Below are 24,656 nucleotides of genomic sequence, written 5' to 3'. Positions count from 1 at the left end.
CCGGTTGCGCTACTCTGTAATGGACGGCTCAACGGGGCCAGCTTCATTGAATATGAACGGCGGCTTATGTAAGCCGCAACTTATTAACGTTACTGGGGGAGTCCGAATTGTCCGGACTGAGACGGAATCGCAAGAGATTCCGGACCCTTTGCACCTGATCTGGATCATACCAGCGTAGGGAAGTAATCGGCGATATGACCACAACCACCACATGATGTGACCCTTGTAGGGCTCCGTTAAGGAGCTGCGTAAAGGTGCATTATTGGTGATGGACATAAAAGTCGGTTCCTTCGGGGACCGGCTTTTTTATATACAGGGAACGGGCGATATAGCGCGGATTTTATGGGCTTCTTTTTCAATAACCTGCGAAAGTGGGCTTGGATAAGGAGAGGAGTCACCATAGATTCATGATTTGTGGCAGCCTCCGTCTGTTGTTAACTGTACATGAAAAGTGTCTCCCCTGGTCTGGTGTAGGATCGCTCTTTCTTCTCTGCATTGCGCATGATTTGGACAGGTACGTAAGCGACCTAATGATGAAACCAACCAAACAAGCGACGAACACTGAGGAGGAGACAAGCGAACATGAGTACAGGAAATCAAACGAGACAACAAGGGATGGAACAGGAACATAACGATCAGCAGGTGGAAAAAGAAACAGGGGCGGCCGGACGGGTTCAGCCCTTTCCGGGCAGCCGCAAAGTCTACATTCAGGGCTCACGGCCGGACATTGCTGTACCGGAACGTGAGATAGCCCTTCATGACACGAATACTCCCCAAGGGGTGGAGCATAACGAACCGCTGCGTGTCTACGATACGAGCGGCCCGATGACCGATCCCGCATTTCACGCCGATATCCGTGCAGGTCTGCCAGCTCTGCGCACACGTTGGATCACAGAGCGTGGCGATGTCGAAGCTTACCAAGGCCGTACAGTTAAACCGGAGGATAACGGACTGAAGCCCGGAGGGAAGAGAGCTGGCGCTGAAGAGTACCCCGGATTGCGTGGCAAACCGCTGCGAGCACAGCCAGGACGCTGCGTGACTCAGATGCATTATGCGAGGCAGGGAGTCATTACGGCTGAGATGGAATTCGCCGCCATTCGTGAAGGCGTGGAGCCGGAATTTGTGCGGCAGGAGCTGGCGAGTGGACGGGCCATTCTGCCATCCAACATCAATCACCCGGAGAGTGAGCCGATGTTGATCGGTCGTCATTTTCACGTGAAGATCAATGCCAACATAGGTAACTCTGCCGTATCTTCCTCCATCGAGGAAGAGGTCGAGAAGATGACTTGGGCGGTACGATGGGGATCGGATACGGTGATGGATCTGTCCACAGGCAAAAACATTCATACCACCCGGGAATGGATCATCCGTAATTCACCTGTGCCGATTGGTACGGTACCGCTGTATCAGGCGCTGGAGAAGGTGAATGGCGAAGCGGAAGCGCTGACCTGGGAGTTGTACCGTGACACACTCATTGAGCAGGCAGAGCAGGGCGTGGACTACTTTACGATTCATGCAGGTGTACTGTTGCGTTATATCCCCATGACCGCCAAGCGGATGACAGGCATTGTGTCTCGAGGTGGGTCCATTATGGCAGCATGGTGCCTTGCGCATCATCAGGAGAATTTTTTGTACACCCATTTTGAAGAAATCTGCGAGATTATGAAAAGGTATGATGTGGCGTTTTCGCTGGGAGATGGACTTCGTCCAGGCAGTATCTACGATGCGAATGACGAAGCTCAGATGGCGGAACTGGCTACGCTTGGGGAACTGACGCAGATCGCATGGAAGCATGATGTGCAGGTGATGATCGAAGGCCCGGGTCACGTGCCGATGCATAAAATCAAGGAGAATGTGGACTTGCAGATGGAAATCTGTAAAGAAGCACCGTTCTACACACTTGGGCCGCTAACGACCGACATTGCGCCAGGATATGATCACATCACGTCCGCCATTGGGGCAGCCATGATTGGCTGGTTCGGCACGTCCATGCTCTGTTATGTTACGCCAAAAGAACATTTGGGCCTGCCCAACAAGGATGATGTGCGGGAAGGGGTCATCGCCTACAAGATCGCAGCTCATGCCGCCGATCTGGCGAAAGGCCATCCGCGTGCTCAACGCCGCGATGACGCATTGTCCAAGGCACGCTTTGAGTTCCGCTGGCGGGACCAGTTCAACCTGTCACTGGACCCGGAACGGGCATTATCCTACCATGACGAGACGCTGCCAGCAGAAGGGGCCAAGGAAGCTCATTTCTGCTCCATGTGCGGACCAAAGTTCTGTAGCATGCGCATTACGCAGGACATTCGTGCCTTTGCCGCTGATAAAGGATTGTCCGAGAATGAGGCTGTAGCTGCCGGGATGCAGGAAAAGGCCGAGGAATATCGGACACGCTCCTAGGCGCCGGTACAGCGCAAGCTGGGCAGTCTGAAATAGAGATAAAGCCGTTTCTCTCTGTCATTGCAGAGAAGAACGGCTTTTTTTAGTTTTATGTCATGTATGTATTCTTAACCTTACTCAGCCTTTATCAGAATTAGCTTTGTGATTAAGTGTGGTCCATATCTTATACAGAATTCCTGCGATAACGAATAAAAGAGCATCACTGAGTTTTGGTGCTCCTCCGTATAGAAATGCGGAACAGGAAAAACCTACTATAAACAGTAAAACAATATAGAGGAATCGCATATTAGTTCACCTCGTTAATTTGTGGTGTTACTAAGTAAGTGAGTTCATAGTTGCATAGTTTCAGATAGAACTTGTTACTTCACTCCAAATCAGCATCTACTCTCGAGTCAGTCCCAAATTCTTCTCCAAATACGCCGCAAGCAATGCCAGCGGGCTATGGATTGGAATACCGCGATCTATTGTAACCTGTGCAGCAGCGGGAGCCATAGACAGCTGGGATGCCACTACCGTTTTACCCGGATACTGCTCAGCAATCTGCTGTAAGCCTTCACGTACCGCTTCGAGATACCCTTGCTGATCTCCACGCATAATCAACTCAAATGTCCCAGGGATGCACACCGCTTCCGTCTGAGATGTCTTGGCAACGTGTAGTTGCTCATTCTCATCCTCTTGCTGTAATGCCTGATTCAACCGTGCCATCGTTCCTTCAACGGTTGCCGGGTTGGTGAATGCTATTATGTAATCTCCTGGTACTCGCCGCATCTCCTGCAATAACGGATCATCTATGCCGATCACAGGCACAGGGACCTGTGACGCTTCCTGCTCCAGTACTGTCGCAAACAGGGTGCAGGTGACCAGAATGGCATCGGCATGACACTCAGCGATCCATTGGAGAGTCTGGGCTACCTTCTCGTGAATGACAACCTCGGAAAAGTCAGCATCATGTTTAAGACGGTCCAGACCTGGATCGACGTAATGGACCAATTCAACTTCATAAGGAGCAAGCGTCTCTTCAATTAAGGCGATGTTGGAATAATGAGCGTGAAAACAACCAATGGTGATCATGTGCTAAGTCCCCTTTTACAGTTCGTATATGTCATGGATCTTTTAGATATTTAAACCATTATAGAAACATGCCTGAGAACTGTACAGTCGTTTATTGCTCAACGCCAATAACCGCCCTTCCGCCAAGCTGCGGAAAGACGGTCGATAACCGGATTCGACTAGGGTCGGTCCGGTGTCCATTTTTTATCTAAGGGAAGGAGAAGTATTTTTCTTAGCCATTTTTTGCTGTAGAATTTCATGAAAGGATAGACCTTGAGTGTTCTCATTCTCCTTTTTAGGAGCAGTGGTCGCCGTGTTGCGCGGATATTGGTGATGGTACGGGATCATTTGCTGAATAGGCATGCGGATCATCTTGGTTCCTCCTTTGATGCGTTTTTTTGGATTATGTATTTCGACTGGTTACCATGCCAGGTGCGCATATAGGTACATGTGACTTGTTAGACGAAATAAAAGAGTTTAAAGCGTAATTCCAATTGGATTGTAGTGATTTTACCCGGTTTTAAGGAGATGTAAACGTTTTTAGGAAAATTCAGGAGTAAAGGACCTGATTTGAAAGGTTTGATATGGGAGGATCGAATCGGTTGTTATGTGAATAGTCCCAATTTTAAGGAAGTCAATGGTACCCGCTTATGAGGCATATTATCTGGTTAAATGATGCAAAGCATGCTAACTAACTTGGTACCATGGTCGGGTTGTTTAGGGGGTAATGTAGTTCCGGATATAACAAAAAAACTGCCGAGCGAACCCGGCAGCTTACGTGATATGAAGAAGGATGCGAGGAAACTTGGATTCTGTCTGAGGTGGTATCGTGTTGGTTTTATCTACTTTGGCGAACAGCGATGTATATATCCACTTGTACACTTTCGGGATTCAGGCTACGTTCATCATATAATTCAAAATCCCCGGTGAACGTACGATCACTTTGTTTGTCCCATGCCCACACGGCTCCCCAAGCTTCGCCAACAACCTCTGCCATCGGTCCTTTTCTGGAAGTGAATACGGCGTAAGTTGCAGGAGGGAGTAGAATGTCATCCAATCCTTCAGGCAATGATTCGTTCGGACTGACCTCATGCCCTACCAGTATGGTGTATTCTCCGGTTATCCCATCGGTGTAATCAGTGTAACAACCATAGCGAACAACTTCAGGTGCAGGGAGGTGCTCTGAGGCAAAATAATTGTTCCAGAGTCCCTGAATACAACCTTTGCCACTGATTTCAATGGCGTTGGTTGTGCGGGCGGATACGCCGGCAATACGTTTGCCAGGGAGCGTGACATAACGAACGGGCTGGGCAGAGAACGAATGATCTGTTGTTACCTGACCAGGATTAGCGGAAGCAGTAGAGTTTTCAGTGAGAGATTCTGCATGCTTATCCGTTGTATTCGTGCGCCAACGCTTCAAAAAAGGAAGCTGGTTACGCAGCATCGAACGAGCGGATTCCTCATCCATGCCTTCGTCCTTCAGAATGGCAGTGCACATCTCGGTCATGCCTTCAAGTGACATACCGGGCTGCTCAAACTTGCCCTCTTTGTAACAATAGATACAGTACTCACGGGTTGTGCTTCCATCTGCTTCCGTTCCGAATTGGGCAGGGGTTGTGAGCGGCATTCCGCAGCTTTGACATACAGTTACGTTCATGATTAGTTCCTCCTCATATATGTACAGATTGAATATATCTGAAGTATACGGGTAGGAACTGGACAGCTGTCTGTCAGGTTTGAGTCGGAGGTATATAATTTTGTACAATTTGCTCCGCGATACGGCAGATTTCATCCCGAATATGCTGAGGATCCAATACTTCAACGTCCGCGCCGAAGCCCAGAATGAACCCATATAACCAGCCATCCTCGGGAAAAGCAACCTGGCTGATGTAATACCCAGTCCCATCAGGCATGACATTCTCGATCCCAAACCATTCTTCCGCAATATGACGGACGCGAGCATGGAATTTCAAGGTTAACCTAGCTTGATTGTCCGGACGACTCCATTCCTGTTGCCAGGGTCTGTCCTGTGGGTTGATGACTTTACGCTCGAAGTGCTCATTAGCAAGTGTGACATCTTGCATGCGCACAAGCTTGAACATGCGAAATTGATTCCGCTCGTGACAAAAAGCATACAGATACCAGGAATGCTTCTTGAGTACTATGGTATGAGGGTCGGCAGTTCGGTGAGTATGGATACCTTCCGCACTGCAGTAGGTGAAGGTTACGGGGCGTAATTGATCCATACCCTGTTCGATAAGTTCAAGCTTGATTTTCAGCGCTTCGGGATGCGTCCAAGTTGAGTAATCCACGATGAATCGATTGGTATTGGCCTGAAAATCGTCATTTTTGGATTCAGGTACGATACTGCTGAGTTTTTCGACCAGAAGCTCTCGCGCCGCATTAGTATGGGAAGTGGATACACTGCGCAGTGCAGTGACGATGGAGGCGAGGTCCTTGTCTGTTAATACGTTTCGATCCAGACGGTAACCCTCTGCCAGACCAATCCCACCGCTTGCCCCCTGATATGTCACCACGGGGATGCCTGCTTGACCCAATGTATCGATGTCCCGATAGATGGTCCGGATTGATACTTCGAACATATCTGCCAAGTCTTTGGCTTGTACCCGTCCACGATTGATCAGCAACACCACGATGGCTAATAAACGCTCCAGTTTCATATGTATGGATTCCTTTCATTGGTTTATCTGTTGGATTCAAATATGTTATATTGTTGAGCATCACACATAGGAGTGGAATAAGCAATGAAGCGAATTACGATTCTGATCGCAGACGATGAAGTTGAGATCGCTGATCTGGTTGCTTTACATTTACAAAAAGAAGGATATCACACCATTAAGGCCTTTGATGGGAAGGCGGCGGTTCAAGCTGTTCAGACCCAAGCGATAGATTTGGCGATTCTGGACATTATGATGCCTGGCATGGATGGGTATGAGGTGACCCGTAAAATTCGGGAGCAGCATCATTTACCGATCATTTTCCTAAGTGCCAAAACGTCTGATATGGACAAAATTACGGGACTCGTGATGGGCGCGGACGATTATATGACCAAACCGTTTAATCCGATGGAGCTTGTTGCCCGGGTTAACTCCCAGTTGCGTCGTTCTCTGCAATTCAGCCAGTCTGCACCTGTTCAGAGGTCCATTCTGGAGAAGGGTGGGCTCATTATCACGCCAGATCAACATCGCGTTACACTCTACGGCAAACCAGTGGAACTAACACCGAAGGAGTTTGACATTCTGTATCTGCTCGCGAGCCACCCCAAGCAGGTGTTCAGTGCTGAGAACATTTTTGAACAGGTCTGGGGAGAAGCCTATTACGAGAGTGGGAATACCGTGATGGTCCATATTCGGACCCTGCGCAAAAAGCTGGGGGAAGATGTGAACAAGAACAAGTTTATCAAAACCATCTGGGGTGTGGGGTACACGTTTAATGACTAAACGAAGAAGTTTTCGTACAACCATGATTATGTTGCTAGGGTTAAGCATGCTTGCCTCTGGTGCAATTACCTATGGGATTTACAAGCTTATGCAAGCCTATTATTCGGGTGTCCGTGCAGAAGATCAGCTCGCTGAATATCGTCATTTTATGAGAAGTATCGGGGATATCTATTTCTTCCTGATTTTATTTATCCCACTCGCCATTCTATTTTTCTTCTGGTTTACCAAGCCCTACGCGACGTATTTCAAGGATATTTCTACAGGGATCAGTCATTTGGCGAATGGAGACTTTCAGCATCGTGTACAGATCTCATCCAAGGACGAATTAGGTACGATTGCAGAGGATGTGAATCTGGCGAGTGAGAAGCTAAAGGAAGCAGTAGAACGAGGGGATTTTGCTGAAAATAGTAAGGACCAGCTTGTTGTCAATCTGGCGCATGACCTGCGAACACCGCTGACGTCTGTGCTTGGATATTTGGATCTGCTCATGAAGGATGATCAGTTAACGGAGGAGCAGGTACGGCACTTTACGTCGATTGCATTCACCAAATCACAGCGCCTGGAGAAGCTGATTGATGATTTGTTCGAAATTACCCGTATGAATTATGGCATGTTGCCTATAAACAAGACACAGCTGGATCTTAGCGAACTGCTGAAGCAGATGAACGAAGAACTCTATCCTGTATTTGAAAAGAACCAACTAGTCGCCCGACTAAAAATAGACACTGACCTTACGGTCTCCGGTGATGGCGAGCTGCTGGCTCGTGTGTTCGAGAATCTGCTAATTAACGCCGCACGGCATGGCAAGGATGGCATGTACGTAGATATTAATGGATATCGGGATGCAGAACAGGTCATCATTCAGGTGATTAACTATGGTGGACATATTCGTCCGGAGGAATTGCCACATATCTTCGATATGTATTACACCGGAGATCGTGCCAGGACCCCTCAGGAGGGTGGGACAGGCCTGGGACTGTTTATCGCTCGCAATATTGTGGAGCAGCATGACGGTACAATTTCGGCCCAGAGCGACGTGGTACGGACGTTATTCGAAGTTCGTTTGCCCGTCTTCCAATAAGGTTGACGTCAAATTTAAGAAAAACTTTAAAATTGCCCTGCTTTTTCTTTAAGTTGTGTTGTCTATCCTTGATGTATGAGGTAAAAGGAGGAACAAGCATGAAGAAGTGGGGCTTTTTGATATGTATCATTTTGATCGGATATATTGTTACGCAATCACCGGGATGGATTCAGCAGAAGGATGAGTTGCCCATCGAGATTCAGAATACGCGTGAAAATCCCGCAGGTTATACCGTATCCGTCACCGGAAACATTCAGGATCAGGTACATAAGGGCAACTTGTTACTAGTTGATAAGCAATACCCCGTTCACCCGGAAGGAGTTAAATCCGATATTGTATATGTGGCACATGAGGATGATCTGCTTCGTGGATATGGGATACTGGATCAGAAAATCATGTTATCACGACAGGTGGCGCAGGAGTTTCAGAGGATGGTTGAAGTAGCAGGCGAAGAGGGAGTCAGATATTTTCTCGTCAGTAGCGGTTACAGGGACTTTGCGAAGCAGGACGAGTTATATCGGGAAAAGGGTTCAGACTATGCGCTTCCTGCGGGACACAGTGAGCACAATCTTGGGTTATCCCTGGATATCGGCTCGAGCTTGGCTGCGATGAATGAAGCACCAGAGGGTGCCTGGCTGGAGAAGAATGCATGGAAATACGGATTTATTTTACGTTACCCAAAGGATAAAGTGCGCATCACCGGTATTCAGTATGAACCATGGCACTTTCGATATGTAGGGCTGCCGCACAGTGCTGTCATGTATAAGAATAATCTGGTGCTGGAAGAGTATCTCGATATGCTTAAAGAGAAAGAGAACATTACTGTGGAAGTAGAGGAAGAGCAGTATCATATCCGCTATTATCGGGCCACCCGAGATACAACTGTTTACATACCTGAGCAAGGCCAAACTGAAATATCGGGTGATAACATGGATGGCGTCATCGTCACCGTAAAGAAATAACAGGGCAACACAAAGGAGGAGGAGTAGCATGAAGCACAACAACCAGAAGAAAAGCAAACATTACATCCTTTGGATTGCCGTTTTCATTATCTATGTATATCTACTTACGAAGCTGATCCTGTTTAAAGGAAGCCCGGTCGATTTTGGCATCGTGAAGGATCGACTGATGGCGTTCTTGCAACAACCGGATCTGGTCCATACACGAACCGTGAACCTGACACCATTTCAGGAAATCTCACGAGACTGGAACAGCCTGTCATTGCATCGTCCGGGTACCGCAATCCATCTAGTAGGCAATATATTGGCCTTTATTCCACTGGGCATCTTCATCCCTGTGTTGACGGGCAACAAGTTATTCTCTGGAGTAAAGGTGCTCCTGCTGTCCCTGCTGCTCAGTCTGGGCTATGAAGTGACACAGTTAGTGACTGGCATGGGCATATTCGATGTGGATGATCTGATGCTTAATACACTCGGCGGCTTGATTGGATATATTGTTTTCACTATGGCTATGGGTCTGAAAAAGGTGTTGGTGGGAGGAGAATCCCACGTGACGACGAAAAAGTTGAATTCTAAGGAAAGTCACGTGTAAGGAGGGGAAGAACTTGATTATAATGGCTGTACTGTTCATTAGCGCAGGGCTAATATTTCTCGTGTATCCACACAAGGTAACGGATGCTTCGGAAAAACAGATTGCGGAGCGAGTGATCATGTCTAGATGGGTTGGCGGCTCGTTAATTGCTCTGTCGTGTTTGTTTCTGATCATGGGCACAATTCAACTGTTAGATCAAGCCGCACATCACATTGGGCATTAAAAGGCAGTTGGCCTTGAAGCAACGGAGGACACACACATACTGAAACCACAGCTCCCCGTAACGTGCAGAGTGCACTTTACGAGGAGTTTTTTAGTGTTTCATAAGGTCTCAAATTTAGGATAGGATCAGTGAACTTTGCGAGTAACATCGTAAATGAGGTAGAGTAGAGATGATGCGTTAGTACCTATTTCTTACAAAAAAAGGAGGACATACATTGTATTCATTAGCTATACAACTAGCAGGAACAATGAAAGCCATTATGCAAATTGAAACTGAAATTGCTGAAGCTAAGATTGATCAACAGGCTGAAGAGATCATACTTGGTATGGAACAGAGAAGATCGGCTTTAATAAATAATGTCACACGTGATGAATTAATGGTCATCCAAACAGTGATAAACGTAGGAAGGTCAGAAAGAGGGTATCGTTATCATTTTAATTCGGAAGACGTTGAGATTATTAACCTTCCCATTGAGTTAAACGAGCATGAGTTGATGCAGAAATATTCCTATTATCTTATACATAAAACCAAAGAGGAATTAGCATATGGAATTGAATATCATACGCTTGTCTCATCATTTCTAAAAGAAGGTATAGAGATCTTAAAACTCTAGACCGTTACACGACATACTAATAGGAGGTCTGCAAGATGATAATGAAAATTTCGTATTATACGCCAGATGGATTCTACTATTATGTCCCCGATCAATATGCAGAGAAGATGGAAGAGTGGAGAATTGAATTTTCAGATTTTTTGCAGAGTATAGAGGGGAAACATCCATTCACAGAATACATAGAGTCCATTAATTATGAGGGTGAGCTGGAATATGCCGTTTTTGTAAGATGCTACGGAGGAGATGAGTTTGTAGACTGGATTAACGTAGAGAAATTAAAATGCAGAGGTATATATCGTATAGCTGAGCCACCTGATGATTCGGAAGTTGGCTTGAAGATTGATTTTTAAACATATCCCGAGTATAAAAAGCAAAGCAAAAAAAAGCTCCCCGCCACGTGCTGATTGCACGTGGCAGGGAGCTTTTCTGTATAACTTCATCACATTAATGATTTATATCATTAAGCTTTTTTCATCATTTGACGCAATACAGTTTGCAGGATACCGCCGTTATGGTAGTAATCCACGTCAACCATGCTGTCCAGACGAGCGATGACAGGGAATTCGAACTGTGTACCGTCTTCACGAGTTACGGTAACTTTCAACTCTTGTCCTGGCTTCACATCATTGCTGAGGCCAGTAATGTCATACGTTTCACGTCCGTTCAGACCAAGGCTGGACCAGCCGTGACCTTCCTGGAATTGCAATGGCATTACGCCCATGCCGACCAGGTTACTACGGTGAATACGCTCGAAGCTTTCTGCGATAACGGCTTTGACGCCGAGCAAGAATGTTCCTTTTGCCGCCCAGTCACGGGAGCTTCCTGTACCATACTCTTTACCTGCGATAACGATCAGGTTCTGTCCTTCATCCTGATACTTCATGGAAGCATCGTAGATGGACATTTCCTCGTCCGTTGGCAGGTACTTCGTGATACCGCCTTCTGTACCAGGAGCCACCTGGTTACGAATACGAATGTTGGCAAACGTACCACGCATCATGACTTCATGGTTACCACGGCGTGAACCGTAGGAGTTGAAGTCTTTGCGCTCTACGCCATGTTCTTTCAGGTACAGTCCAGCCGGGCTGGATGGTGCAATATTACCTGCTGGCGAGATGTGATCCGTTGTTACGGAATCCGCAAGCAATGCCATAACGCGTGCAGAACGGATATCTGCGATATCGTTCAACTTGTCGCCAAGCTCCTGGAAGAACGGAGGATTCTGAATGTACGTGGAGTTCGGATCCCACTCGTACAGTTCACCTTCCGGTACAGAAATTGAATTCCAACGCTCATTGGCTGTAAATACATTCTCGTACTTGTTGCGGAACATCTGAGCGTTCAGGGAACTAGCGATGGTATCCTTGATTTCCTCGGAGGTAGGCCAGAGGTCTTTCAGGAATACAGGCTCATTGTTCGTATCATAACCGATTGGATCGGTTTCAAAGTCAATATTTACGGTACCCGCAAGTGCATATGCCACAACGAGTGGTGGTGATGCCAGGTAGTTGGCTTTAACCTGTGCGTGTACACGGCCTTCGAAGTTACGGTTACCGGACAATACAGCCGCTACGGTCATATCGTTCTCAGCAATAGCTTCGCTCACTTCGTCCGGCAGTGGGCCGGAGTTACCGATACATGTTGCACAACCGTAGCCCGCAACGTTGAATCCGAGTTTGTCGAGATACGTGATCAGACCTGCTTTTTCCAGGTACTCGGTAACCACAAGGGAACCTGGTGTCAGACTGCTTTTCACATATCCTGGTTTGGTCAGGCCGCGTTCAACTGCTTTTTTCGCCAGTAGTCCCGCTCCAACCATAACACTTGGATTCGAAGTGTTCGTACAACTTGTGATCGCCGCGATCACAACAGCGCCTGCCTTCAGTTCACTGTTGGAACCGTCCGGATGCTTCACAGGTACGGATTGTTCGATTTTCTCATCGCTCAGACCGTAGCCGCCTTTATCTACAGGTGTGCGAATGATGCTGTTGAAGCTTTCTTTCATTTGTGTCAGCTCGATGCGATCTTGTGGACGTTTTGGTCCTGCAAGACTTGGTACAACAGAGCCGAGATCCAGTTCAATCACATCTGTGAATTCAGGATCAACGGTGCTTGAAGTACGGAACATGCCTTGAGCTTTGTAATAAGCTTCAACCAATTCTACCTGCTCGTCAGGACGGCCAGTGTTACGCAAATAGTTCAACGTTTCACTATCAACAGGGAAGAAACCGATCGTTGCGCCATATTCTGGTGCCATGTTGGCTACTGTTGCACGGTCAGCCAGACCGATGTTGGCAAGACCTGGTCCGTAGAACTCTACGAATTTACCAACAACGCCTTTTTTACGAAGCAATTGGGTAACGGTCAGTGCCAGATCCGTTGCTGTTGCGCCTTCGCTCAGGCTGCCTGTCAGTTTGAAACCGATAACGTCCGGTGTTACAAAATAAAGCGGTTGGCCCAGCATACCTGCTTCAGCCTCAATACCACCAACACCCCAACCAACAACACCAAGTCCGTTGATCATGGTGGTGTGGGAGTCTGTACCTACGAGGGAATCCGGGAATACAACGGTTTCGCCGTCCACGGTTTTTGTTGCTGCCACGGAAGCCAGATACTCCAGGTTAACCTGGTGAACGATCCCTGTGGATGGTGGAACTGCACGGAAGTTGTTGAATGCCGTTTGCGCCCAACGCAAGAAGCGGTAACGCTCTTCATTACGCTCAAACTCAACTTTGATATTGTAATCAAGTGCATCGTTGGTACCAAAAGCATCAACCATAACGGAGTGGTCGATAACGAGATCGACCGGTACGAGCGGGTTGATCTGTTTTGGATCGCCACCTGCTTTTTTCACAGTATCACGCATTGCAGCGAGGTCAACGACAACCGGTACACCGGTGAAATCCTGCAGAACGATACGTGCAGGGATGAATGGAATTTCCTTGTTATTGTCACGGCCATCTGCCCAGCCGGTCAGTTGTTTTACGTGTTCTTCGGTGATAGCACGTCCGTCGAATTGACGAATTGCTGCTTCAAGCAACACTTTAATGGAGAAAGGAAGCCTGGAAAGATCGCCGTGGCCGTTTTCCTGAAGAGCATCGAGACTGTAGTAGCGGTAAGACTTGCCTCCAACCTCAAGACTGCGAGCGGCGGAGAAATGATTCTTTGCTGACATACATGTACCTCCTTGGGATGTGTCGGTGAGATGAAGAAAACGTTCATTTAGGTGAAGAACAGGCCTTCATCGTTCCGTGTTCTTGTTCGTTAGTTTCATCAGATGAAACGTAATTTCATAATCATAACTTTAGTTTTAAGTATACCGTTTTCACCTCCGTACGTAAAGGTCTTTTTGCCTGATCAAGCAAGCTTTTGGACCGATGAAGGCGTTTTCGTGAAGCGAGCAGGAATAAGATATCTTGTGTACCTGTATTTGCCGAATTTCGGATCTCCCTCCTGAGCCGTGTACATACAACCGAAGACCCTTTCATATGAATAGTAGGAGTTTATAAACGCAATGAAATATTCCAGACAGAACTCATGCCAAAGGGGGACACAGGCTTGGAACGGGAATGGAAGAGTGCCTTATATACTTACGTGAACCAGTACAATCGCTGTGAGATCGACTACCGTCCACAGACCAGCGAACGGATCGTTACCGATCCTGACTTCGTGGTGGAACGGGGAGAGCGTATGGCAAGGCTGGACGAATGGTATCGTAAGCGGCGCGCCGTGCCTCTTCGCAGCGAGACCAGCGCCAAGCTTGTGCGCACGCTTATGGATGGCCAGGAAGAAGCAGTGGTGGATTTACAATTGTACAGCAGGCTGTTCTACGAGAAGAGCGGGATCACCCACCGGGAGGACCGGATTGAGCGGGAGCGGTTAACCTTTCTGCGGCAGGGTGGTGGATGGATCATTGGACGGGTCGAGCGAGAAGTGCCGGAGCGTCGCCCTGCTGGGGAAGGACGTCCGTTTCAACAAGCTGATTTTGTACAGGCGATGAATCGGCCGCTGCTGAATCGGGAAGTGTTGGGTCAAGGAAGAAGCTCACGGCAACAGTCATATCGCAGAGATCTGGCGGTTGCCTATGCAGATCGGTGGTGGAATGCGGGGAATCCGACATTTGAGGAATTTGATGTAGATTGCACCAATTACGTGTCCCAATGTCTCTTTGCAGGGGGCGCACCCATCCACTATACTGGTAGAAGAGAAGCCGGCTGGTGGTATAAGGGGTATGTGAACGGCTCCGAAATGTGGAGTTACAGTTGGGCAGTTTCCAACAGTCTGGAGCGTTATTTGTCAGGCAGCAGCTGGGGTCTGACCGCGACAGAAGTGGAGCGTCCTGAGCAGCTGATGCTCGGCGATGTTATTCTCTACGATTGGGATGGAGATGGACGATTTCAGCACAGCACCGTTGTGACCGCGTTTGATGCAGGCGGTATGCCGCTTGTTAACGCACATACGGTTAGCAGCCGTCACCGCTTTTGGGATTACCGGGATTCTTACGCTTGGACGGAGCGGACGGTATACCGGCTTTTTCATATTGCAGATGAGTTTTGATGACGAAAGATTTTCGGGATGCGGTGACGCAGACATCCAGTTCCGTGTAAAATAAGACCAGATAATGCAAGCAGAATAACAAGGGTGCTGAGCATGCAAGCATGACAGCATCAGGCACAGATAATCGGAGGGTACACATGAGTATGGATAAATTAAAAGTAGGCGTCGTGTACGGCGGAAAATCGGGCGAGCATGAGGTGTCGCTGCAAACGGCGTTTGCTGTAACAAACGCATTTGATTATGAAAAGTATGAACTGGTTCCTTTTTATATCTCCAAGCAGGGTACGTGGAAAAAAGGACCTGTCATGCATGCGCCGTTCGCGCAGATTGAAGACTTGAAGCTGGAGCAATCGGCGGGTGGAACGCAGGATGCGCTGAACGCCCTGTTTGGCCGTTTGTATGGCGGAGCAGAAGAGCTGGACGTGATGTTCCCTCTGCTGCATGGTACGTTTGGAGAGGATGGTACCATTCAGGGCATGTTTGAGATGGCGGATATGCCATATGTAGGTGCAGGTGTACTGGCTTCTGCTGGCGGCATGGACAAAGTGGTCATGAAAAAGCTGTTTGCACAGGCTGGCATTGACCAATGTGCCTTTACGTATTTTAACGCGACACAATGGAAGCAGACAGAGCACGAAATGATCGTACAGGTCGAAGATCAGCTGGGGTATCCTTGTTTTATCAAACCGGCAAATCTGGGCTCCAGTGTAGGCATTTCCAAAGCACGTAACCGCGATGAGTTGAAGACAGCTGTCGAGTTTGCACTTCGGTATGACACGAAGGTTGTCATTGAGGAGTTCGTTGAAGCACGCGAGGTTGAAGTCAGTGTCCTCGGCAATGACGAGCCCATGGCTTCCGTTCCAGGTGAGATCGTATCCTCCGGTGAGTATTATGACTATGCAGCCAAGTATATTGATGGTCAATCACAGATGCTGATTCCAGCTCCACTGGACCCAGAGGCCGCAGATCGCATTCGCGAGGCAGCTTTGCAGGCGTTCCGTGCGATTGAAGGTAACGGCATTTCACGTGCGGACTTCTTCATTCGGAAAAATGACGGCGCTTTGCTTATTAATGAAGTCAACACCATGCCTGGTTTCACACCATACAGCATGTATCCACTTCTTTGGCGTGAGACAGGTGTATCGTATGCCGAACTGCTGGATCGCATGATTGAGCTGGCACTGGAGCGTTACAACCGCAAGCAGGCACTGAATTACGAGAACGGCGTCCAGGCGTAGCCTGCGACCACAAGATCAGGAGGGATATGCATGGGATTTCAGACTGAATTCAATTCCGTATGCAAGTTCAAGAATGAGCAGGAGCTGTTCGAACTGCTTGAATACGGACGCGGCAAAATGGTCAAACAGGGCTTCCGGGTATTTCCTACCGGCCAGAAAGTGATTGCATACACACCGGATAACGTGGCTGTAGCCATCGTCAAGATCGTGGTTTCCATTGCGGAGATCAACTTCCAGGGGCAAGAGGTAACCGAGGTGGAGATGCAACTCATCCGCAAATTGACTGAGGAAGAATCACGCATTCAGACTGCCCTTGCGGATGAGATGTTCTTTGGGGAGCAAGCACAGGAGTAGTTATTGACTGTAAGTGCGGGTTGGAAGGACGGATTTGCCAGAATACGATTATGGTCACTCTTTTAGGGTAAAACTTGGTTATATACAGTGACGGTACATCCTGACGGCTGAATATGCCGTGCAGGTTCTCCGCCCTAATAGAGAGGAAGAGATTCATGCTCGTACGCTTTGGTTACGTGGCAATGTCCGTGCTTATAGAGAACGCCTCGCCTTCCCGGACCATGACCATGTCGAGTTTTAACAAAATCGATGACAGGGAAGCGGCGATCCGCAAGCTCGAACGGATTGCAGCCGAGAACCTGCACAATACATTACGTTTGCTCAGGCACAACAAGGGTAGCCATATTCATGTATATCGCTTCTCTTCCAAATTGATTCCACTGGCAACACACGAGGACCTGAATGACTGGGACCCGTTCCCGGCGCTGAAGCAGGACTTTGCGGCCATTGGTGATTTTGTGAAGGAAAATCATATGCGTGTGTCCTTTCATCCGGATCATTTTACCGTACTTAGTACCCCCCGCGAGCAAGTTCTGCACAACTCGATTCGCGACCTTCGTCATCATGTTCGGATGCTGGATGCCATGGGGCTGAATGCCACTGCCAAGAACAATATACATATTGGTGGTGCATACGGGGACAAGCCTTCGGCGGCGCTTCGTTTTGAAGAAAACTTTTTGAAGCTGGATCGGGACATTCAGGAGCGGCTCACACTCGAAAATGATGACAAAACGTTCAATGCGCCTGAGACACTTGCCGTGTGCCAGCGCTTGGGATTGCCCATGGTACTTGATATCCATCACCATTGGGTGAACAACGAAGGAGAACAGGCATGGGATCTGTGGCCTGATATTCTAAAGACCTGGCAGTCACCGCTTGCCCAGGCAGATTCACCGGCTGATCAGCCATTGCCACCCAAAATCCATGTCTCCAGTCCAAAGAGTGAGAAGGATCTGCGAGGTCATGCCGATGGTGTGGAGGTAGAGCCTGTGCTCGATTTCTTGCGTCATATCGCAGCAGACACCCCAAGACTTGACGTGATGATTGAGGCCAAACGCAAGGATGAGGCTCTTGTGCAACTGATGCAGAAGCTGGCATTCTATCACGAAGAGGGTGTGGAGTGGGTGGACGAGTCTACCGTCATCATTCATCCGTAGTGCCAAAAGGGGCCTGGGCAACGAGAAACTTTACGACCTGTGGGGCGTATACTTTTAACAAGTATTTCAACTTTTCGTAGATTGATATAGAAAGTAGAGTGAACGCTTTGAATGAGAAGGAAAAGACACCTTATGTCGTGACAAGCAAAAGCTATACTGCCGTTGCCATTAATGCAGCTTCCAAAGCTGGCGAATGGATCAAAAGCCGTCTTGGGACGGTAGCTGAACTTGGCACCAAATATTCACCCCAAGATCTGGTGACCGAAGTGGATAAAGGAGCGGAGCAGATGATCCGCCGCCTGATTCTTACGCATTTTCCCCACCATGCCATTCTGGGTGAAGAAGGCGTCGAACCGGGACCGGAAGCTTCGGCAAAAGCACTGAAAGAGGCCGAGGAAGAAGAGTTCCTGTGGATTGTTGATCCTGTGGATGGAACGACAAACTTTGTACACGGATTTCCGTTTTATTCGGTGTCCATCGCATTGGCTCACAATGGTGAAGTCATTGTCGGCGTGATCTACGACCCTTCCCGTGATGAAATGTTTGTTGCGGAAAAAGGGAAAGGAGCATATGTTCACGGAAACCGGATGCTTGTATCTGGTGAACAAGAACTGGCTCAGAGCCTGATTGCGGTTGGATTCCCGGCAGACACAACCTTTGCGTTGCCACTAAATATGGCCGCTGTACAGGCGCTTGCTCCGCAAGTTCGTAACTTGCGTGCAGGCGGATCTGCCGCCCTCCATCTGGCATATGTTGCCGCAGGACGTCTCAGCGCCTACACCGAAGTTGGATTGAAACCTTGGGATATTGCCGCAGGTGCACTGTTGGTTGAAGAATCAGGTGGCAAGGTGACCGATACCATCGGAACGCCTTACCAACTGTCTGTAAACCATGTTGTTGCCAGCAATGGCAAAATCCATGACGCACTGACGGATGTGCTGAAAGAAGCGAAGGCGACGGGTTTGGAGTGAGTTTATTCAACTCATCCATGCTTTAATAACCTGTAATTGTACATTAACGGAGGGGACAGAAAGCATCTGAAGAAGCGGAGCGCTCGCCTTTATCACCGGATTTCTCCCTTGGAAAAGGGAATCAAAGAAATCAGGGGATAACAGCGATCGAAAGATGATTCTGTACACGAAGTGAAAGTACAATAGTATAGGTAACGCAGGTATGACTTTAATTAAAGGAGCGAAAACAATGGATGAATCCAAAGAACTGGAACGACGGCTCAGTGATATGCTGACGGAAGGGGACATGGAAGAGTCCGGCGACACCGATCAGCGTGAACGCCAGCTGATTCCTCCCAAGTATGAAGTGCGAATCCAGACAGAACGTGATCCAATTGTTGAGGAAACGTTAAAGTACCGGAAGATGGCACGTGAAGTGGATGATCGTTATGATCGATATCTGGAGCGAGCTACCGGGAACAAACCGGAGAGCGACAAGGGTCATTTGATTGCTGAAGACTCAAATAAGCCGCAATCTTAACTAATCACTGAACGTCATAGCTGTGTTTAACCAGTAGCAGGCTCCCCTTCAGGGAGTCTGTTATTTCATGTGTGCTCTCAGTAGAGAGGACAACGCCTACTTTAAAATGATAGAATAGAGTAACACCAACCTATGTCATTGGAATGACCAATGTACTATATATTAGTGAGGTTGTTCAAAAAGTCCGCTTTTGATTACGAAGGATGCCTAACGGCATCATCAGCATCGAATATGGAATTCAGCCGAAATGTCCGTTTGCTCACGTAGTTTTCCTACGCTCCGCTACTCCATTTCTAGCTTCATCCCATCTTCTCGGTACTGAAAACCGACCTTTTTGAACACGTACATTTAGTGTAATTATAGATTTGCGAGAAGGAGTGTTACCTGAATGAAGCGTAAACGTATATGGGAAAATACAGCTGCCGGTTTAACGGTAAGCATGTTGGCAGGAATGCTGCTCTTTACATCATCTGCATTGCCTGCACACGCGGCTGACACCAAAACCGGTGTATTGCCAGCGGGTACAAACGAGACTTCGCTGACAGCGAAGAAAGATGCAGTAGCCGTAACTAAGGAGTTCCGCATCGTCACATTGGGAGATTCCATAACGGTAGGTTATGAGCCCAACACAAAAGAATTGCCTTATGGTTATGTAGAACGTTTGCATGAGCAAGGTTTGCTGCATGGACGTACACAGGTGGACAACTACGGGATTGCCGGATTGAAAACCAGTGGCCTGAAAAACTTTACTACTGCAATTAAGGATGGCAAAACGCTGACTTCTGAAGCCATTCAACCAAGTCTTCCTGATCCAAGAGCGGGACAGATCGGGGCCAATACTGCTGCAATCCGTGAGAGTGTAGCACAGGCCAATCTGGTTGCAATTACCATTGGGGGAAATGATGTATCTGAGCTTCTCGGTACAGCAGACAAACTGAGTGATCAGGATCTGCAAGTGAAGGTAAAAGAATTACTCGCAACATATACAGCTAATGTAAGTGCAACGATTAATGATATCCATGAAATTAATCCGACAGCTACAATTGTCATCGCCGATCAGTATCAACCGATGCCAGAAGTAGCAGGCAAGGCACTTTATGCCAAACTGATGGAGGCATCTCAAGGTTTCACACAGACCATTGATGGCATTGCAGCACAATTCACTGCTCAGGGTACTGATGTCAAAGTCGCACACGTGGCCAAAGAGTTTGTTGGTGGTGAAGGCACGATGACACATATGATCAAAGATCGTGATTTCCACCCGAACCAATTTGGATATGCGGCCATTGCCGAAGTATTTGCCAAAACGATCTGGGGCGACTACACCAAGCTGACTACACCTGCGACAGGTGAGCCGATGAACATTATTGTGAGTGGCAAAACATTAAACACTCCGTACAAACCGATTATCCGTAACGGCAAAAACTTTGTGGCGATTCAAGACATCGTAAACGCTGTCGGGGCTACTACGGTGTGGGATAACAAAACTTCAACCGCAACCATTACATATGGAGATCGAAAGGTTGCTGTGAAGATTGGTGCCAATGCTGTGAAGGTAAATGGAGCATCGGTTACTGTGGATACACCTGCATTCCTGAATAAGGTAGGCAAAGAGTCCAAAACATATGTACCACTTGCCATGGTGGCTGAAGGTCTTGGCTTTGATGTGCAATATGTAGCGAAGCTGAAAACTGTTTTTGTTAATCCGTAAATTGTATTTCATACTTTAACATGATGTTATTCAACAGCCAGAATACCTTGATCTGTTCAAGGTATTCTGGCTGTTTTGTGTTCTTTTTGAGTTGCTGACACAGATGTATACCTTCTCTAATGACCTAAAATGTTGCATAAATATATCTTGTCAGATGACCAATGGATGTGTAAATATGAAAATAACTTACAATAAAACCACTAATGCATAGTATGACAGGCACCCCTCGCAAGCCAAAGGAGCGCTTAGGATGAACAAAATTAAGAACGCTTTCACAACACTGCCGATTCATCACAAAACGATTCTTCTCATCGGACTTTTGATGTTGATCAGCTTTACGTTTTATGCGTCCGTACTCCGATATGTGTTCAGCATCTATGACCGCCAGATCTATGAGAAATCCTCGCAGGTCCTCAATATGTCTTCGGTAGGTATTGAGAATCAACTTCGTGAAATTTCTAATCTCTCCTTCAAGGTGATGTCGGACGAGCCGCTTCAGCAATATCTGCTCCAACTGAAAAAGGCCGAAACGGGTTACGAGAAAAATGGATTGCGTAAAAAAATTACTAACAGGTTAGTCGCATATGCCGGTTCCGAAAAATACGTCTATTCCATGCTATTTATCGATAATGATAATAACGTTATGGCCGCAGGCAATCGGGAGGGAATTTCGGAGTCGAAGCAAAAGGAACTGGTTGCACTGGGACAGCAATACTCGGGCTCCAATGCATGGCATACCAGTGGGGATAAACAGTCCCGACTCTTGTCGGTTCGACAGGTGAAATCCTTTATTGGCGGAGCATTTACATTGGAGGACCTCGGCACACTGATCATCCGCGTCCGGCTGGATCGAATTGTACAGGACCAGATGCAAGAACCGGCTGAGGACTCCCAATTACTCATTACGGATGGAAAAGAAGTGATCTATCCAACAGAATCGTCGGTTAGTGAAGCCGAGATTGAGTCTGAACTGAAGCGCACCCAGCCCTATGGAATTGCCATGTTGGAACAGGGGAGACACTTTGTAGCTCGTGCTCATTCTTCCTATACGGATTGGACCTATTTGTACACAACCCCGTTTGACCAGATGTTTAAAAAGATCCAGTTTGTCAAACAGTTGGTTACGGTGATCTTCATCATGATTTTTCTGGCAGCGCTTATCATTGGAGCGAGATTCTCTCGCAGTATTACCCATCCGATTGCGCAGTTGATCAAAAAGATGCGTAATATCGAAAAAGGTGATTTGGATAAGCTGGAGGAGGCTGCTCTCGGCAATGTTCCGATATCTCCACAGAATGAGGTTGGGCTGCTGCATCGCACATTCAAGATGATGCTTCAACGGATACGTGAATTGATTGATGAGAATTATGCGAAGCAACTGGTGATTCGTGAGACGGAGTTGAAAGCGCTTCAGGCGCAGATTAATCCACATTTTCTATACAACACGCTGGAATCGATTAACTGGCTGGCTAAAGTACAGAAGCAACGACAGATCTCGGAAATGGTTGAGGCCCTCGGATTTCTGCTGCGTAGCTCTGTGAACATGTCCGAGAAGTGGATCACGCTGGAAAGAGAGCTGGACATTGTCCGCAGTTACGTGACGATTCAGCGCACGCGTTTTGAGGAAAGACTGGACTTCGATATGGAGATTGCCCCAGAGGTAGGAACGGCGCGGATACCGAAGTTAACATTACAGCCGTTAGTGGAGAACGCCATACATTATGCACTCGAACCAAGCATTGACCCTTGCCGGATTCGGATCCGGGCGAGAGCAGAGGGAGATAAGGTGATTATTGAAGTCGAGGACGACGGTCCGGGGATGACACCGGAATTCCTGGAACAACTACACGAAGGACGTATTCAGACAAGAGGACAGGGCATTGGGTTATCTAACATCCAGGAACGAATCAGACTGACCTTCGGCGATGAAGGTGGAATGGTGATGAGCAGCAAGCCCGGATCAGGAACTGTAGTATCGATCAGCATACCTTGGATCAGAGAGGACGATGACGATGTACAAAGTGATGCTCGTAGATGATGAACGTGTCATTCTGGAGGGAATTTCTCAAGTGGTCGATTGGGCCGCAGCAGGTACGGAATTGGTGGGTACGGCGAGGAACGGGATTGAAGCATTGGACAAAATTGGGCAGTCGAGACCCGATATTATCATTACGGATATTTCCATGCCAGGTCTGGATGGTCTTGGACTCATAGAGAAGGCATCTGAAGCATACCCTGGAGTACGTTTCATTATGTTATCCGGCTACAAGGAGTTCGAATATGCTCGCAGAGCGATGCAATATGGTGTGAAGCATTATTTGCTCAAGCCCTGCAACGAGAATCAGATCCATGATGCGTTAACTGAACTGTTGCAGGAACATCAGGATGCCCAGGTGAAGGAGCATGTTGCTGGTGAGATGAAACAGCGATTGCAGCGTGTCCTTCCACATGTGAAGGAGCAATTTCTGCTGGAGTTCATGACCAACCGCACCTATGGGCCGGTTGATCTTGAGTATTATCAGGAGCTGTTTGATCTGGAGCTTGAAGAGAACGCAGTTCGGTTACTGTTGTTCCGAATTGTGGATGAACATGATTACAGTCACTTATTTGCGATCAAAAACATTGCCAGTGACCTGCTCCCACATGTCCTGTTAAGCACAACCATTGAAGGCAAACTCCTCATTCTGCTCGCGGATTCAGCTGATCCGGCCGGACTGAAAGAAAGTATTGAAGAGGTTAGGGCTGCATTCACCAGACTATATAAATTGGAAGTGACCGCTGCGCTGAGTGAAGCAGATCGAATGATTCAGTCGCGGCGGTTGTTTCGTGAGGCGTTGCAGTATCTGAACCATCGCTTCTTTATCGGTGAAGGCAAGCTGATTACGAAGAATGATCTGGTACTGGCCGGAGAATGCGACGGATTGCATGTAGAACAGGATGCCGAGCAACTGTGTCAGTTGATCAAATCGGGCAATACCGAGGAAACAGCGGTAGAGGTGGAGCGTCTGTTTGATCTATTATCACGTCAGCAGCTGGAAATCGAGGTGACTCGCTCTTATGTAGTGCAGCTCTACTCGGCGATGGTGCATGTCTGTCCACCTGAGGAGGCAACGGAATTCACCCAGCGTATGGCAGAACTGCCGCATATCGATACGTTATCTGGTTTGAAGTCTTTTGTTGCAAGCAGTACAGCCCGATTAACTTCCGGTTATTACAAAAACCATATCAGCCGCCAGTCTTCAGCCGTGGAGAAGATGATGGATATTGTGGATCGTCATTTTGGAGAGGCAGATCTCTCGCTCAATGGAGTAGCTCATCAGATGCTCTATATGAATCCAGATTACCTGGGCAAGATTTTCAAAAAAGTCACAGGAGAGAATTTCTCCAACTACGTGAATCGCCTGCGCATTGAACGCGCATGTGACCATATTCGCAGAGGCGGAGATGTGAAAGTATTCGAGCTTGCTGAATTGTTCGGATTTGGCGGGAATTCACAATATTTCAGTCAGGTGTTCAAAAAGTGGACTGGTATGACACCTACGGAATTCCGCAGAATCGGCATATAACAATGGACTTCCAATCATGTGATTCATGTCTGGGGAGGACGAACAGCGCCGAGAGGGGGGCTGTTGTCCTCCTCTGTTTTTTGAACCAACAAGACGGTTTTGTGTATTCAACTATGGTCGTACATTTGCGAAAATGACATTAACAAGTTTGTGAAAGCGTTATCAGAAACGAGAAGATAACTCTTTCATACAACCATATCAAC

At 47.7% G+C, this 24,656-nt stretch carries 22 protein-coding genes and 1 riboswitch; of the genes, 17 read left to right on the top strand and 5 right to left on the bottom strand.

The genetic code is table 11. From position 1 onward, the window contains the following. Positions 1-84 precede the first annotated feature (84 nt). Positions 85-198, top strand: a riboswitch (TPP riboswitch). Between the two features lie 417 nt (positions 199-615). Next, complete coding sequence (thiC, locus tag MKY28_RS22595; RefSeq protein ID WP_340938014.1) at positions 616-2,400, top strand: phosphomethylpyrimidine synthase ThiC; 1,785 nt, start codon at positions 616-618, stop codon at positions 2,398-2,400. A gap of 381 nt (positions 2,401-2,781) precedes the next feature. On the opposite strand, the gene MKY28_RS22590 is transcribed toward thiC, so the two are convergent. The 4 genes from MKY28_RS22590 to MKY28_RS22575 all read right to left on the bottom strand — a co-directional run bounded on the left by MKY28_RS22590 (position 2,782) and on the right by MKY28_RS22575 (position 6,131). Continuing rightward, positions 2,782-3,471, bottom strand: coding sequence for a hypothetical protein (locus MKY28_RS22590; RefSeq protein WP_340937079.1), 690 nt, complete (start codon positions 3,469-3,471; stop codon positions 2,782-2,784). Positions 3,472-3,654: 183 nt separating this feature from the next. Then, the gene (locus MKY28_RS22585) at positions 3,655-3,822 is read right to left on the bottom strand and encodes a hypothetical protein (protein WP_155985120.1); all 168 of its coding nucleotides are present in this window, start codon (positions 3,820-3,822) and stop codon (positions 3,655-3,657) included. A gap of 466 nt (positions 3,823-4,288) precedes the next feature. After that, complete coding sequence (locus tag MKY28_RS22580; RefSeq protein ID WP_340937078.1) at positions 4,289-5,107, bottom strand: zinc ribbon domain-containing protein; 819 nt, start codon at positions 5,105-5,107, stop codon at positions 4,289-4,291. Positions 5,108-5,180: 73 nt separating this feature from the next. Then, entirely contained in the window at positions 5,181-6,131 is a 951-nt protein-coding gene (locus MKY28_RS22575; protein ID WP_340937077.1) for a helix-turn-helix transcriptional regulator, read from the bottom strand. 84 nt (positions 6,132-6,215) lie between these two features. Between MKY28_RS22575 and MKY28_RS22570 the strand changes: the two genes are divergently transcribed. From MKY28_RS22570 to MKY28_RS22540, 7 genes are all read left to right on the top strand, one after another. Continuing rightward, positions 6,216-6,911 carry a response regulator transcription factor gene (locus tag MKY28_RS22570; RefSeq protein WP_036614121.1) on the top strand — a complete coding sequence of 232 codons (696 nt, stop codon included), beginning with the start codon at positions 6,216-6,218 and terminating at the stop codon, positions 6,909-6,911. Further along, on the top strand, positions 6,904-7,992 hold the full coding sequence (locus tag MKY28_RS22565; protein ID WP_340937076.1) for a HAMP domain-containing sensor histidine kinase: 1,089 nt from the start codon (positions 6,904-6,906) through the stop codon (positions 7,990-7,992). The genes MKY28_RS22570 and MKY28_RS22565 overlap by 8 nt, the downstream gene beginning before the upstream one ends. A 98-nt stretch (positions 7,993-8,090) precedes the next feature. After that, a complete protein-coding gene (locus tag MKY28_RS22560; RefSeq protein ID WP_340937075.1) occupies positions 8,091-8,954 on the top strand; it encodes a M15 family metallopeptidase in 864 nt (287 codons plus the stop codon). A 28-nt stretch (positions 8,955-8,982) separates the two neighbouring features. Then, complete coding sequence (locus MKY28_RS22555) at positions 8,983-9,543, top strand: VanZ family protein (protein WP_340937074.1); 561 nt, start codon at positions 8,983-8,985, stop codon at positions 9,541-9,543. Positions 9,544-9,556: 13 nt separating this feature from the next. Further along, positions 9,557-9,766: a hypothetical protein gene (locus tag MKY28_RS22550; protein ID WP_340937073.1), complete on the top strand. Its 210-nt coding sequence runs from the start codon at positions 9,557-9,559 to the stop codon at positions 9,764-9,766. Positions 9,767-9,980: 214 nt separating this feature from the next. Next, the gene (locus MKY28_RS22545; protein ID WP_253505535.1) at positions 9,981-10,379 is read left to right on the top strand and encodes a hypothetical protein; all 399 of its coding nucleotides are present in this window, start codon (positions 9,981-9,983) and stop codon (positions 10,377-10,379) included. 35 nt (positions 10,380-10,414) lie between these two features. Continuing rightward, positions 10,415-10,729 (top strand): hypothetical protein, encoded by a 315-nt coding sequence (locus MKY28_RS22540; RefSeq protein WP_339285386.1) that lies wholly within the window; start codon positions 10,415-10,417, stop codon positions 10,727-10,729. 110 nt (positions 10,730-10,839) lie between these two features. Here MKY28_RS22540 and acnA read toward each other — a convergent pair whose 3' ends face one another. After that, a complete protein-coding gene (acnA, locus tag MKY28_RS22535) occupies positions 10,840-13,554 on the bottom strand; it encodes an aconitate hydratase AcnA (protein WP_036614112.1) in 2,715 nt (904 codons plus the stop codon). Positions 13,555-13,937: 383 nt separating this feature from the next. Between acnA and MKY28_RS22530 the strand changes: the two genes are divergently transcribed. The 9 genes from MKY28_RS22530 (at position 13,938) to MKY28_RS22490 (ending at position 24,453) form a co-directional block, all read left to right on the top strand. Then, positions 13,938-14,936, top strand: coding sequence for an amidase domain-containing protein (locus tag MKY28_RS22530; RefSeq protein ID WP_445670906.1), 999 nt, complete (start codon positions 13,938-13,940; stop codon positions 14,934-14,936). Between the two features lie 137 nt (positions 14,937-15,073). Beyond that, positions 15,074-16,174: a D-alanine--D-alanine ligase gene (locus MKY28_RS22525; RefSeq protein WP_340937070.1), complete on the top strand. Its 1,101-nt coding sequence runs from the start codon at positions 15,074-15,076 to the stop codon at positions 16,172-16,174. 30 nt (positions 16,175-16,204) lie between these two features. Next, positions 16,205-16,528, top strand: a complete 324-nt coding sequence (locus MKY28_RS22520; RefSeq protein ID WP_036614107.1) for a hypothetical protein — start codon at positions 16,205-16,207, stop codon at positions 16,526-16,528. 155 nt (positions 16,529-16,683) lie between these two features. Continuing rightward, entirely contained in the window at positions 16,684-17,685 is a 1,002-nt protein-coding gene (gene uvsE, locus MKY28_RS22515) for a UV DNA damage repair endonuclease UvsE (protein WP_074093415.1), read from the top strand. Between the two features lie 107 nt (positions 17,686-17,792). Next, the gene (locus tag MKY28_RS22510; protein ID WP_197997992.1) at positions 17,793-18,656 is read left to right on the top strand and encodes an inositol monophosphatase family protein; all 864 of its coding nucleotides are present in this window, start codon (positions 17,793-17,795) and stop codon (positions 18,654-18,656) included. 229 nt (positions 18,657-18,885) lie between these two features. Beyond that, positions 18,886-19,176, top strand: coding sequence for a hypothetical protein (locus MKY28_RS22505; RefSeq protein WP_076216730.1), 291 nt, complete (start codon positions 18,886-18,888; stop codon positions 19,174-19,176). Positions 19,177-19,564: 388 nt separating this feature from the next. After that, entirely contained in the window at positions 19,565-20,887 is a 1,323-nt protein-coding gene (locus MKY28_RS22500; RefSeq protein ID WP_340937069.1) for a stalk domain-containing protein, read from the top strand. Between the two features lie 250 nt (positions 20,888-21,137). Further along, positions 21,138-22,925, top strand: a complete 1,788-nt coding sequence (locus MKY28_RS22495) for a sensor histidine kinase (protein ID WP_076254942.1) — start codon at positions 21,138-21,140, stop codon at positions 22,923-22,925. Then, on the top strand, positions 22,900-24,453 hold the full coding sequence (locus tag MKY28_RS22490) for a response regulator transcription factor (RefSeq protein ID WP_101315100.1): 1,554 nt from the start codon (positions 22,900-22,902) through the stop codon (positions 24,451-24,453). The genes MKY28_RS22495 and MKY28_RS22490 overlap by 26 nt, the downstream gene beginning before the upstream one ends. Positions 24,454-24,656 lie beyond the last annotated feature (203 nt).

The sequence above is a fragment of the Paenibacillus sp. FSL R5-0473 genome, assembly GCF_038004565.1.
GTDB lineage: Bacteria > Bacillota > Bacilli > Paenibacillales > Paenibacillaceae > Paenibacillus > Paenibacillus amylolyticus.
Note: the sequence above shows the minus strand (reverse complement) of the source record. Positions and strands in the feature narration are given on the sequence as shown.